Origin of the sequence: Bradyrhizobium sp. ARR65, from assembly GCF_000472385.1 — a bacterium.
GTDB lineage: Bacteria > Pseudomonadota > Alphaproteobacteria > Rhizobiales > Xanthobacteraceae > Bradyrhizobium.
Genome location: NZ_AWZU01000093.1, coordinates 1 through 12509, shown reverse-complemented (window position 1 = coordinate 12509; position 12509 = coordinate 1). Strand labels below are relative to the sequence as shown.

Genomic DNA, 12509 nt, shown 5'->3' with positions numbered 1-12509 from the left:
CTCGACGTCAGTCGCCTGGCCGCGCTCGGCTGGCGCGCCCGCACCTCGCTGCAAGAGGGGATTGCGCTCGCCTATCGGGCATATTTGAGCGAGAGCAGAGAGGCAGCGGATTAGGCCATCGAGAATTCCGTCATTCCGGGGCGATACCACCGGGTCCGCGCGAAGCGAGGGCCGATGACAGGCTCCGCATCGAACCGAAATCTCGAGATTCCGGGCTCGCCTCTCGAGGCGCCCCCGAATGACGTCACTTATTGTTTGCAGCCACCCGCGGCGGATTCTTCGCGAGTTCCGCCGCCATTGCCGAGATCAGCGGCTTCATGAAATAGGACTCGTTGGCCGGCACGATATCGGGCGATAGCCCGTGGGCGCGCAATTCGTCCGAGACCACCGGGCCGACGGATGCGATCGGCGTGCGCTTGAGGCCTTCGCGAAGCCTCGCCTCGCAGCCACGCGCCTGTGCGACGTCGAACAATCGGCGCGGCTGACCGGAGCTCGTCAGTGCGATCGCGTCCACTCTCCCAGCGGCCATCTCCTCGATCGCTGTGATGATATTGGCATCCGCCGCCTTGGCATCGTAGACGTAAGGCAGCACGGTATCGACCTCCGCGCCCACCGCCTTGATCGCGCCGATAAGGGCCGCATGATCCTTGTCCGGATAAAGCTGCAGGCCCAGGCGATGCCCCTTGAGGTCAAGATGCGACAGCATCTCGGCGACACCCTCGGAGGTCGGTCTTTCCGTGGTCTGTTGCGGCTCCAGCCCGATCTCGCGCAGCGCCTTACCCGGCTTGGGGCCGCGTGCGAATTTGCGCGCCTTGGCAAGCGCGGTCACAAAATCCTGATCGATGCCGAGCCGGCGCGCCAGCTTCATCAGCCGGCGCAAGCCTTCACCGGTCAACAGCACCAGATCGTCAAAAGGGCGTTCGATGAAGCGGCGGATCCAGGCCTCGATCGGCGCCGGATCGGGGGCATCGTGGATGGCGAACATCGGGCATTGCAGGACGTCGGCGCCTTGCTCGGTGAGCAGGCGGGAAAACTGCGCCTCCTCGCGCGTCTCCAGGATCAGGATCCGGTAACCATTCAGTCTATCGGCCATGGCTGCGTCTCAATGAAAATCGGCCATCTTTTGTTCATCCTGACTCGCAAGGTGCCGTTGGCGCAAGGGCGCCGGCTCTGATACAGCAGGGCCGCCAATCCTGCTCACTGCCCAAGACCTGCTATCAAGACCTGCTATCAAGACCTGCTACCGAGACCTACCGCCCAAGACCTTACCATGCCTGATCACCAATATGTGCTGACGCTGTCCTGTCCGGATCGTCCCGGCATCGTCTCCGCGGTCTCCACCTTCCTTGCCAATAGCGGCCAGAACATTCTGGATGCCCAGCAATTCGATGACGTCGAGACCAACAAGTTTTTTATGCGCGTGGTGTTCACCGCGGCCGACCTCGCGGTGCAACTCTCCGCGCTCCAGACGGGCTTTGCCGCGATCGCCGAGCGCTTCGCCATGGACTGGCAGATGCGCGACCGGGCCGAGCGCCGCCGGGTGATGCTGCTGGTGTCGAAATCCGATCATTGCCTGGTCGATATTCTCTACCGCTGGCGGATCGGCGAGCTCGAGATGATCCCGACCGCGATCGTGTCCAATCACCCGCGCGAGACCTATGCGGGGCTGGATTTCGGCACCATTCCCTTCCACCATCTACCGGTCACGAAGGAGACCAAGCGCGAGCAGGAAGAGGCGATCTGGGACCTCGTTGTGCAGACCAGGACGGATCTCGTGGTGCTGGCGCGCTACATGCAGATTCTCTCCGACGAGATGTCGGCGAAAGTTTCGGGACGCTGCATCAACATCCACCATTCCTTCCTGCCCGGATTCAAAGGCGCAAAGCCCTATCACCAGGCGCATGCGCGCGGGGTCAAGCTGATCGGCGCCACCGCGCATTACGTGACCAGCGATCTCGACGAAGGCCCGATCATCGACCAGGATGTCGAGCGCATCAGCCATCGCGATACCCCTGCGGATCTCGTCCGCAAAGGCCGTGATATCGAGCGGCGGGTGTTGTCGCGCGCGATCCGCTACCACCTGGAGGACCGCGTTATCCTCAACGGCCGCAAGACGGTGGTGTTCATGGATTGAGCAGGCGGGCTTAGTGCACCGGGTCTGACGCGGAGGACGAGGTCGAACCGGTCGTGGCCGGCGCCGACTTGCCGGAGGACGGCGCAGCGGCAGCGTTGTTCTTGTCGCGCTGGTCGGCCGGAAGCAGACGCTGCCGCTCCCGCTCCTTCATCCACGCATCGTATTTCGCCGTTCCAGGCCGCGGCGGCGCGTCGGCCGGCAGGCCGCCGGCCCATTGCGGGATGTAGTCGCCCATCGTGGCCGAGGCCTTTTCGTTCAGGCTGGCGCAACCGGCAACGCCGCCCGCCAGCAGCGCTGCGGCGATGAGAAGCACGAGCTGGCGGAAGCGAAAGATCATCTTGGCAAGTGTCGAGCCCGTGTGAAACTGATTCGGCAGGCCTAAGCCAGCCGGCTCGAGCTGGAGCCTAGCTGCTGACAGGTAAATTTGGCTTATCCTGTTGCGCAGCCATTAAGGTATTTTGGTGTCGCCGAAAAGGCGAATGCCGAGCGAACGGCCCATCAAAATGGCAGGCCGAGGTGGATGTTGGCCTAGGCGGCGGCGCTCAACTTACAGATCCAGCCTCGCCAGAGGAATCGCCGCATCGTTGAGAACCCTGACATTGCCTTGTGGTATTGCCTCCCACCCCATGCAGGGCCGTGCGATCGCCTTAAGCGGACCTTGTAGCCATCGATCCGGGCGGCATAGTCCGCCAAACCGGTTTTTGGCGGCCCTTGTCGGGATAAAATGCTCTGGTCTGGTGGGGAGGAGCAATCTCGTCGATCCGGAGAGAAAAAAGCGGAGCGCAGTGGCTCAGCGAGTGGATCGTAAGATGATCAGTGCAATAGCTGCGAGTCACGGGGCGGCAGTGCGCGAGCTTTGCGCTCATGGCCCGGAGCGGGTTCTTCAGCAGCTCGTTGCTGAGCATCAGGATCTTAAGAGCAGCACGCCGGTCCGTGACAAGCGAGGACGATCTCGTCGACCTCCTGCTCGTATTCGTTCAGACAACTGTTGGTCTGTGCGCGTGCGATGTGAACAACGCTCAATGATAAAGAGGGCCCATTGCCGGTCGTCCTTGAGAGCCTTCCCCACTATCCACACACTGGCGCTTCACGAGGTTCTGCCGCAAAGTTTAGGAAGTTCGGAATGCGCCGGCAATTCCTGCCGGGAGCTACGCTTTAGTAACCGCTGTTCTGCTTCAAGGCAATTTCGTTGCTGGAGGTAGCAGATGTTTGAGGTTTACCTAAACGATAAGCGTGATCTGCTCGTCCTAAAAAAGGGCGCCCCAATACCGCTCATGGGAGCCTCCGGAAAATGGCGGAGGAAGAAAAAAGTCCTAAGGGTCAGCGACGAGATTAGGACAGAGGTTCAGGAGCGCGGCTATTATGTGCGCAAGCTGAGCCAGGCCAAGCTGCGATCAACGGGACAGGCATTGATTTCGCCATCGCCAGAGCTGGCTGTGGTCGCACGCGAGCCACACATGGCTGAAGTTCTAAGACGCGCGCGCGACGCGGCCCAGCATACGGAACTAAGGTGATCCACCTCGCCTGCCGAGCGCAGCCTATCCGCGGATTCAAGTAAAATCAGCGAGCAAGGAACTAACTCCTCGAGCCGCCGCTTAACTTGGCATCGGCATGGAGGACTTCAAATGACAGTCGAAGCTCCCGAGTTGTCGCCCGAGCAGGACCGCATCAATCGAGCATCCGAAAATATCCGCGCGATGGCTGGCGAAATCAAGGAAGAGCTAAAACCAGCAACGCGAGGGCTCGAACCAGCCGCGTACCGACTTTCGGAAAACTTGCGGCGAATGACGATTGAAGCGCCACTACAGTCACTCGCAATTGCGTTTCTGCTCGGGATACTTATCGCGCGCCGACGCTGATCGCGGGCTCAAAAGTTGGCTCGATTGCCTGTTGTGAGCCGGGGATCGACCAAATAGCGGCAACAATCGGTTCGCGATCTCTCTTCGGCTCGCGCACTGTTAGCCGGCGCTGAGACAGTGGCCATATGCGCGATCACGCGATCAATGATCGGGCTGTATTGCCTGAGCGCCACATCATCGCGATCAGGCTTGGCCACGAAAAACAATGACCTACTTGAGTATTTCCTGCTGCCCACCACCGAAATGATTGGGTCGAGAATTGGCTCCATGAAAAGGGGCTAGACCGATTGATGGCGCGCGTCCTCCCATCTCACACCCGTTCGTCCAGTTCTCTCGCATTTAGCATCGGCTCAGAACGGCGTATTCCGATAGTAGGCCATTTGGATCGTTTTTCTTGATCCACTTCTCGCCGTCGTCCCTAGAGACAAACACCTTGACGCTATCGGGATCGGCGGCGCTGCCGCGGGCACTCGCCGGCGCGTAAATCCAAACTGATCTGTTGGTCTTCGCGCCTGTGCTCGCCGCGTTGCGCTCGATTTTGTATTCCCAAGCCACCCCTTCGGGGTCGTTTTGTTCGAGCCACTTGTCCGCAAGCTCGGCCGACGCAAACACCTTTGCCCAGTCGGGATCGCCGACCTGCAGCCGTTTTGCTCCAGGCGAATTGAAATAGATCCACACTGTCTTTCCGGCATTGCGTGCTTCGGCGCTTTTGCGAACGGCGTCATTGACCTTTTGCCGGTCAGCTTGGTCCTTCTCGGGCAGGGACATCACGGAATGATAGACCTGGGCAGGGATAGTCAGGCGGCTGCCCGGTGGCTTCTCTCGCCAGTCCCAGTACTGATCGAATGCATCCTTGCTCATGGCAAATCTCTCGAACTAAGCCACAGCCGCATCAGCGCCGGACCCGAAAAGGGATGGCTATCGTGAACGCATCAGGCTTGATTCCCTTTTCGATGCGTGCCCATGTCGTAGGCGCGGCGATTGGGAAGCCTTGGCGCGCTCGGGGGGAGTACGGGCCGATTGCAGTCGTGCCGCGCCCGTTTCGCAAGTAGTCGAGGAAGATGCGCCCACCCCGTTTTTCCTGTGCCGAGAGGATGTATCGGTCCGGGTTGCGGGCGGCGAACGCCGAAACGAGTTGCCGTGCTGTCCGGTGGGCCTGATCATGCAGTATCGGGATGTCCAGCGGAGCAATGAGGTGAATACCTTTCCCGCCGGTCAGCTTAGGCCATGTTTTCAATCTTTGCTCGTGCATGAAGTCCCGCAGGCTGAGCGCCGTCTCAACCACCGCGTCCCACTCCACGCCTTGCCCCGGATCGAGATCGATTACGATGCGGTCGGCATGTTCGATGTCGTCCACCGGCGCATTCCATGGATGCAGTTCGACGGCCCCGATCCCGACCAGCCCGAGAAACCCTTCGAGACTATCCACCCACAGCCGCGTGCCTTGCCCGCCTTCGCGCTTTTCGATGTGCAGTTGATGTACGGTCTCGGGTATGTCCTTCGGCAGCTTGCCCTTGTGGTAGAACGTCGTCCCATGAACATGCCGGACCAGCTTGAGGGGGCGGCGGCCGAGATGGGGCAGCGCCTTCTTCCAAACCCGCGTCCAGTACACGGTAAGCTCCTCCTTGGACGGCACGACCGCCTCAGCCAGGAGCTGCAGAATGTTCTCTTTCGGCACTCCAGTGTGTGCGTGCCGCACGTTTGAGGGTGCAATGCGGGGAGCTTTGACGGTCGGGACCTTGAGGTCGTCGCGGATGCCCTTGAACACGGCTTCTCGCAACAGCCCCTCGTCCGTCAGGGCGCCATATTCGACTTCCGCGTCCAGCTCCGGCTGAACCCAAGTCGCCTTGGGCTTGTTGACGGGAACGTTCAGGGGAGATGTTCTCCTGATCAGCGGATCGAGCCTCTCGCGGAGCTCCCGTGCGGTCGCCTCCGTGTAGCCGGTGCGAACCTTGCCGGCATAGATGAGCTTGCGGTCTTTACGGCGCCCGACGTATAGGGAAGCCACCTTGCGCGGATGCGCACCAAGCTTTTCGACGAAGGCCACGATGGGAAACGTCTCGCTCTTCTTGCACTTGAGCTTGATCCAGCTCTCGACACGTCCTGATCGATAGGGTGCATCGGGCTGCTTCCCAACCAGACCCTCCAAGCCCATGGTGCAAGCGTTCGCAAAGATCTCATTTCCATCAGCCCCGATGTCCTCGACATAGACGAAGGTCTCGGGCGCTCCGTCCAGAAGCCGCCTGAGCAACTCCTTTCGGTGGACGAAAGGCACCTCGCGCAAGTCGTAGCCGTCGAGGTAAAGCAGATCGAAAGCATGATACCGAACGTGCTTGCTCCTGCGGGCGCCCAACTCGCGGCGGAGCTGCTGGAAATCGGGCAGGCCATTCTTGCCATAGACTACCACCTCGCCGTCTATCACGGCCGTTTTGGCAGTCAGTTTGTGAGTTGCCGCCGCAATTGAGGAGAACTGTTCCGTCCAATCAAGACCGGTACGGGAAAAGACGGTTATTTTACCTTCACCTAAATGAAGTTGACCGCGGTACCCGTCGGCTTTGATCTCCCAGCGCCACTTTCCGGCTGTTGGCGGTTGCTCCCGCAATGTGGGATCGCAAAACTCGATGAACTTCGGAAAGGGTGCTTTCCGCGCACCTGGTACTCGTGAGGGCGAGAGCGCCGCGGAGGGAAGCAACCGAACAGCACACATAAGAAGTCAACGGGCAACGGAGAAATCGTTTCCTACTGGCTTGAATTTGGGTCGGCGTCGCGCATTCCGAAAATGAGCAATGAGGCGAAAGGGGAGAGTGGTGCGCTTGCGCTAAATGCACTTCTTCGACCGAAGCACGCGGACTATTGAGACACGAACGGTAGTGCGATCGCGCTGCCGTGATAGAATGAATCCGCGCATTGCCGGATTTGAGTCGCATTGCGACCCACTCGCGTCCAAAGGTCGTGCCGGGGCAGGGGCAACACCGGGCTTTCCCTGTCCGGTCATTTGCGATTCTGCTTCGCAGGCTTTTCTCCTTCTTGCGAGCCTCTCGGCATCGCCTGCATCGTCCGTTACCTCTGCCTTCTTCAATGCCGCTCGCAGGGCGTAGGATCCGAGTCTCAGGAGTAGGACCGGGGAATGATGTTCTGCGGCGGACGAGCCGCAGCGGAGTAGAGGGGCATCGGATCCGGTTGCATCACGCACCGACGTTGATCTCCGCTTTGCGCAGCAGAGAATCGCACGATGGGCAAAACCCGAAACTCTCGCCGGCTACCGCTACATAGTTAGTTTCGAGCGAGAGGTAATCAACTATTCTGCCAATCCAAAACGGACCAACGGCAGTGCGGCGCCGCACAGGGCTGCCATAAAAAAGAACGACGCTCCTCCGTAGCTGGCATATAGCGTGCCCGACAGTATGGTCAGCCCTGCTGTCAAAAGCCCTGAGCCGAACGCGTAAAAAGCCTGCGCCGTTGCAGACAGATTGCTTGGGACGACATCCGACATCGTGCGCATACAGGCAAGATGAAGCAGCGCAAACGTCAATCCGTGCAGCGGCTGCACGATCGATAACACCATGACGGAGGTGCTCACGCCGGCAATGGACCAACGTACGATACCTGCCAGGGCGGACAAAGCAGCCGCGCCGTGCACGCCCAATCGGCCGACCAACGCAGGACCAAAGAGAGAAAAGACCATGACCTCTGCGCCTACTGCTTCCGCCCACAGCGTGCCAATAACCGACGTGTCAATGCCAGCATCGCTCCATCGAATCACGGCAAAGGCGTCGTGCATTGCGTGACTCCCGTAAACGAGGGCGGAAACTATAATGACGGTCCGATAGCGTTGATTGGTAAGAAGCCCACCTAGTCCGACGAGATCGGTCGGCGGTCTGAGTTGTGATGGAGTGTTTGCGCTGGGCAGCAATGCCGTCGCGCCGCCCGCCGCGGCGAGCAGAGTCACATTCGTCCAGATGATCGGCTTGAGATTGTCACGACTGATAAGCTGTCCAACAATCACCACCCCGATTGCAAAGGCCGCCGATCCCGAGGCGCGTATCCAGCCGTACTCGAAAGGCTTGCTTGCAAGCTGAGGTTTCGCGCTGTTTACCGACAGGGCATCGGCAACTGATGTCATTGGAGCAAGTGCCGCGGCCTGAACCAACGCGATCAACAACAGGCGCCAAAAGGTATCGGTTCGCGAAAGCGCCATGGCCGTCGCGGCCGCCAGGACGGCGCATGTTGCAAGCACAAGGCGCAATGACCCCCAGCGATCGGCAATCCTGCCGATAAATGGGCCAGCAGCTAGGCGCACCAACATTGCAGCGCCCACCACGAAGCCGATCTCTTCAGGGAGCAGGGCTTTCGCTTCGAAAAATTTTGGCCAAAACGGCGAGGCGGCACCAAAGGCGGCGTACATGCAGGCGTAAAGAATGATATAGGCAGTAGGCCCATTGACGCGCACAATTGACGCCTGAGACAGATGTGGCATCATCGATGCGAGACTCGGCGAGAACCTCCACGTCAATGTGCGTAGCTGCACGGCAGCTCGCAGATGCTCAACTCGAGCGGTTACCGCGTTTTTCCTGACACCCGGAGGCGAGCATCAGACCATTGGCGCTCGGAAGGTATGCCACGCGGTCCAGGAAGATCTTCAGGTCGGGCTCGCAGGGGCTTGGCTCTCAACGTGGAATAACGGGAGGCTATCATTGCTTTCAGATGCGCAACGTAGTTGCGCGCGGCCCTATTCAATGACTGGAAAGTTTGCCACGCCTGCGTAGCTTCCAACCACGCTTTGCCCTGCCGGAACTTGCCATAAGCCCAGGCGAATGCCGGAATCTTCATCAGCTTGTCTCTTGTGAGACTGAACAGACGCTCCACGAGCACGAGCTTCAGAAGCTCGCACGTGATCAATGTCAGGGCGCTCCCCAGCATCTGGCCAGTTGCGGCGAGGTAGGCTGCTAGGGCCTTCGCCGGTTCCAGAATGATCACGGGCACGGAAAATAGCGCGAGCGAAGGGTAGGGTGGCAAGGACCTGATCCAGGCGCGCAATCTTCTTAGGACCAGGTGGTTTGCGATCCAGTTGGAGATCGGCTTGGCGACGCTCATGAAGATCGCGTCCACCACGAAGTAGGCGGCGGCCAACACATAGGTGCTGGATTTAAGGATCCGCTTCACGAACGTCCCTCCTTAAAGGCAAATCCCCAACATCCAAATTGTTTCACGGATCGCAGCGTCTCGGGCGGATTGGGTGAGGCAATTCCCTACCTCCGCCTGGCGAGTGGAGGAGTTCGCCGGGCCGCAGTTGCCCTGCCGTCCCCACAAATGTCGGGGTCTCTGGCAATCTCGAAAATCGATAGAGCCCGATGAAGCCCTTGTCGCGCCAAACTGAGAGTCGCACTGTGGCCGCTCGGGATATCCCTTACACTGTGGCCGCTCGGGATATCTCTTACTGGGCATCGTTCCACAGCGCTCGCCCGGTTCTCGCGCAGCCGAAATCATCCAGCCTCGCAGCCGCCGATGGTGCCAACTGATTCAGAAACTCAGCAATCCACAAATCCTGCTTAGCCTTCGTCCGGCTCTCGCACGACCGGCGGTTCGTCGGCGTGATCCTCGTCTTCGTCCTCTTCCTCGTCCTCTTCATCTTCATCGGGATCTCGTGGCGGCGTCGCGTCCCGCCCGATCGCGAAGAGGCTCCTATCGATCGTGCTGCAGAGTTCCTCTGCTATATGTGGGCTCATCTTGCTGCTCCTTCGATGTAAGCACTAGGAGATTTCTCTGTTTCTTCGAGCTGGGCCATCCGTGTCGTGGAGGACCTCTGCTCGAAACGTTCACGAGCCTTCTTCCAGCTACCTTTCTGTTCGATCGCGTGGAACGCTTGCTCTTGATCTCCAGGACAACTCCCGCTGGCCCATCCTCAATGACTTCTGCTACCACCGATCGTGATGCAACGATTGGCGTGCGGATTCCGTTCGATATCGCCCACGTTAGCGTCCTATCATCTGCGGTATTCTTTGCCGGACGCTGAAATTCCACAGCATCTCCGCGACAAAGCCGCCGACCCGTCCGTCAGGCTTCCACTAGCGGCAAGATGTGAAACGGTGCACATTAGATGCGAGCGGATCGCACTAAGATCATCGTGGTGCGAATATCCGTGTTTCTGGGGAGATGGCCATGAACAAACGGTTCCTGATCGCCGCAAGAAAGTACCATTGGTAGACGGCGTATGGCCTCACGGCGGGTTCGGGATGCCGGATATCCTGGAGGATAACCTAGCGAAGCGATGCTGCAATATCGGCGATCGATCTGAAGAGAATCAGTGGATTGTCTTTCGAGGGAATGAAGCCGCGTCGCCCCCAGAACGCAGCAGCTTCCACGTCAACCGGGTTGACGATCAGAGCGCGACCTTCAATGAGGCTCGCGGCCGTGACGCACCGTTGCAACGCATGCTTGAGCAGGCCCGTGCCAATTCCCTTGCCGATCCAATGCTGATCGGTCGCAAGCTGTCCCAAAAGCAGGCAAGGGACAGGGTCGGGCGGTTGGCCCGTTCGGATAGATCGCGGCAGTATTGAAGGCACGATTGCTGTTGGCGCGAGGCCATAATAACCGATCACGCGTTTGGCTTCATGGACCACGAGAACAGCCGTAAAGCCCTTCTCCTGGTTGGATAGCGCTCGGGTCTTGAGCCAACGATCGAGTGACGGCTTGCCACAGGAGAACTCGACAAGATCGTGGACCGCCGTCAGCAACTCGGGCTCGGAAACCGCCAAGCCTTAGCTCCCGGTCTTTGAACCGCTGGACTCCCACGGGGCCGCACGCCGGAACAGTTCAACCATTTCGGGGACTGCGGCGGCGGGCTTGGATAAAGCCGCCATGAAGGCCTTGAAGCCCGCGGCGCTCATCCGAATGGGTAACGTCTCCATCAGCACGTCCTCGGCCGCACGCACGGCCGCATCACGCACGAAATCGGTGCGCGAGCGGCCGCGAAGTGCTGCAGCTCGATCGATGATGTCAATGTCAGCTTCGGGCAGCCGCATCGAACGGGTGCTCCTTGCGCTTAATGGCTCGGGACATGAGCGGCCTCCATAACAGCAATATAGACGTGTAGCGCATTTTGCAATACGAGGCGCCATTGCAGGAGTTCGAGCGGAGAAAATTATATGTCGAACTCCTATGTCGTTGAGATTGCTATCCAATTAAAGGCCGCGTCGAAAGTAGTGCAGATCGAGTAAGTCGACGGAGCTGCAAGCCATGCCCTACTATCCGCTCGAGCACGTCATGAAGACGCCGGAGCTCGCGAACGAGTAGCGCGCCCGCATGCTCGGCACCGACACGGCCAGCTGCTCAAGATCAGCCTCGGCTGACTTTGCGTCCATGTGACGAGGCTGGTACCCCGTAACTCCGGCGTAGCACCCTCGGATTCGGCGCCGCGAGTGCCAACAGCGAAACAGCCCAGCGCTGGAACTGGGCTGCTTTGCTGCCGCGTTGAGAAGGAGGAGATACCACGACGTTCAGGTAAATGAATAATTGTTCATCCCGTTCCTAACTCAGTGCCCGAAATCGTATGTACGCTGTCCCAACTGGTCCAGGTACGTTGTTTGAACCCGGAACCAATGGTGCAGTCCCGGATTGTCCAGCAGCAGGTACCCGCTGCAAGCTACATGACCCTCACTCAGCCTCAGCGACTCGTCGCAGAGGCTTTTTCGTGTATTCAGTTTTCGCTCATCGCAGGGGAATCTGGATGACCCAGCCTAAGGCAGAATGCGGCGTCCGTTCTTGTGGCCGAAGAGTATCCTGACATTCGGGCTGTCCGGGAGCACGCTCGCAGAGTAGCGGGCTTTCAACTGCCGTATCCTCTCGGCTGAAGGAACTGCTACCCTGCTTCGCGGCGATCGGATCGAGTGCCTGGCACTGGTGATCGAGGTTGGGCTTAAAGGGCGGATGGATGGCTACGCAGGCGCGCGGATAGACGGCAGATTGCTCCCACTTTGCCCCGGTTTACATGACAGCTGCGCTAGGCCACCAACGACCTTCGCAGGGCGTGCCCAATTCTGCTGCAGGCGTTGAGATCAGCGCAGTTGCCAAGGGCGATTTACAACTTTCTGAAATCCTCGCCATCGCCGTAACGCCTTGCAAAACGGTCTTGGGAAATTGCCGTTTCGTAGACCGCAGGAACACAATCAAGGACCTTTGGGAATTTCGAAAAGAGCGTAAGCATACGACCAATACCGCGGGATTCCCGGGCGTGCGGATAGTCGTTGCCGGCTATGATGATGCCGAGGGTTTCAGGCGGCCTGAGCCGCAGCGGNGNCTTTTGCTTTCCACTCCCACGGGAGNAGTTCGTGCAGGCGGGATTGCGCGATTTCTGCGATGCGTCTGAAGACGTCGGCGAGCCAGACCTTGGGGTCGACGTCGTTGAGGCGCGCAGTCATGATGAGGGTGAGCATGACGGCGGCCCGGTGCGCGCCGCGGTCGGATCCCGCGAACAGCCAGGCCTTTCTGCCCAGAGCCAATCCGCGCAGGCTCCGTTC

12 protein-coding genes are annotated in these 12509 nt (G+C 59.5%); 2 read left to right on the top strand and 10 right to left on the bottom strand.

From position 1 onward, the window contains the following. Positions 1–244 precede the first annotated feature (244 nt). Positions 245–1093 carry a uroporphyrinogen-III synthase gene (locus tag F758_RS0141685; RefSeq protein WP_024513334.1) on the bottom strand — a complete coding sequence of 283 codons (849 nt, stop codon included), beginning with the start codon at positions 1091–1093 and terminating at the stop codon, positions 245–247. A 177-nt stretch (positions 1094–1270) separates the two neighbouring features. On the opposite strand from F758_RS0141685, the gene purU reads away from it, so the two are divergent. Next, the gene (gene purU / locus F758_RS0141680) at positions 1271–2134 is read left to right on the top strand and encodes a formyltetrahydrofolate deformylase (RefSeq protein ID WP_024513333.1); all 864 of its coding nucleotides are present in this window, start codon (positions 1271–1273) and stop codon (positions 2132–2134) included. Between the two features lie 10 nt (positions 2135–2144). Here the strand turns inward: purU and F758_RS0141675 are convergent, their stop codons facing one another. Next, positions 2145–2471: a hypothetical protein gene (locus tag F758_RS0141675; protein WP_024513332.1), complete on the bottom strand. Its 327-nt coding sequence runs from the start codon at positions 2469–2471 to the stop codon at positions 2145–2147. Positions 2472–3339: 868 nt separating this feature from the next. Here F758_RS0141675 and F758_RS0141665 point away from each other — a divergent pair. Then, on the top strand, positions 3340–3648 hold the full coding sequence (locus F758_RS0141665) for a hypothetical protein (protein WP_024513331.1): 309 nt from the start codon (positions 3340–3342) through the stop codon (positions 3646–3648). Positions 3649–4332: 684 nt separating this feature from the next. On the opposite strand, the gene F758_RS46025 is transcribed toward F758_RS0141665, so the two are convergent. From F758_RS46025 to F758_RS0141615, 8 genes are all read right to left on the bottom strand, one after another. Further along, positions 4333–4854 (bottom strand): hypothetical protein, encoded by a 522-nt coding sequence (locus tag F758_RS46025; RefSeq protein ID WP_035725100.1) that lies wholly within the window; start codon positions 4852–4854, stop codon positions 4333–4335. A gap of 31 nt (positions 4855–4885) precedes the next feature. Continuing rightward, positions 4886–6700, bottom strand: a complete 1815-nt coding sequence (gene ligD, locus F758_RS0141650) for a DNA ligase D (RefSeq protein WP_024513330.1) — start codon at positions 6698–6700, stop codon at positions 4886–4888. Positions 6701–7291: 591 nt separating this feature from the next. After that, entirely contained in the window at positions 7292–8473 is a 1182-nt protein-coding gene (locus tag F758_RS0141645; protein ID WP_063615020.1) for an MFS transporter, read from the bottom strand. Positions 8474–8550: 77 nt separating this feature from the next. Next, entirely contained in the window at positions 8551–9156 is a 606-nt protein-coding gene (locus tag F758_RS46020) for a hypothetical protein (protein WP_024513328.1), read from the bottom strand. A gap of 386 nt (positions 9157–9542) precedes the next feature. Beyond that, the gene (locus F758_RS50525; protein WP_157450505.1) at positions 9543–9719 is read right to left on the bottom strand and encodes a hypothetical protein; all 177 of its coding nucleotides are present in this window, start codon (positions 9717–9719) and stop codon (positions 9543–9545) included. Positions 9720–10250: 531 nt separating this feature from the next. Next, entirely contained in the window at positions 10251–10748 is a 498-nt protein-coding gene (locus F758_RS0141630; RefSeq protein ID WP_024513327.1) for a GNAT family N-acetyltransferase, read from the bottom strand. Positions 10749–10751: 3 nt separating this feature from the next. Further along, positions 10752–11015 carry a type II toxin-antitoxin system TacA family antitoxin gene (locus tag F758_RS46010; RefSeq protein WP_051387205.1) on the bottom strand — a complete coding sequence of 88 codons (264 nt, stop codon included), beginning with the start codon at positions 11013–11015 and terminating at the stop codon, positions 10752–10754. Between the two features lie 1248 nt (positions 11016–12263). Further along, positions 12264–12509: transposase domain-containing protein (locus F758_RS0141615; RefSeq protein ID WP_024513054.1), on the bottom strand; the 246-nt coding region annotated here is incomplete at its 5' end.

Excerpts from the sequence above, each read along its gene's own strand:
- ligD (WP_024513330.1), bottom strand. The coding sequence starts at position 6,700 with ATGTGTGCTGTTCGGTTGCTTCCCTCCGCGGCGCTCTCGCCCTCACGA.
- F758_RS50525 (WP_157450505.1), bottom strand. The coding sequence starts at position 9,719 with ATGAGCCCACATATAGCAGAGGAACTCTGCAGCACGATCGATAGGAGC.
- F758_RS0141665 (WP_024513331.1), top strand. The coding sequence starts at position 3,340 with ATGTTTGAGGTTTACCTAAACGATAAGCGTGATCTGCTCGTCCTAAAA.
- F758_RS46010 (WP_051387205.1), bottom strand. The coding sequence starts at position 11,015 with ATGCGGCTGCCCGAAGCTGACATTGACATCATCGATCGAGCTGCAGCA.
- F758_RS46025 (WP_035725100.1), bottom strand. The coding sequence starts at position 4,854 with ATGAGCAAGGATGCATTCGATCAGTACTGGGACTGGCGAGAGAAGCCA.
- F758_RS0141675 (WP_024513332.1), bottom strand. The coding sequence starts at position 2,471 with ATGATCTTTCGCTTCCGCCAGCTCGTGCTTCTCATCGCCGCAGCGCTG.
- purU (WP_024513333.1), top strand. The coding sequence starts at position 1,271 with ATGCCTGATCACCAATATGTGCTGACGCTGTCCTGTCCGGATCGTCCC.
- F758_RS0141645 (WP_063615020.1), bottom strand. The coding sequence starts at position 8,473 with ATGATGCCACATCTGTCTCAGGCGTCAATTGTGCGCGTCAATGGGCCT.
- F758_RS0141685 (WP_024513334.1), bottom strand. The coding sequence starts at position 1,093 with ATGGCCGATAGACTGAATGGTTACCGGATCCTGATCCTGGAGACGCGC.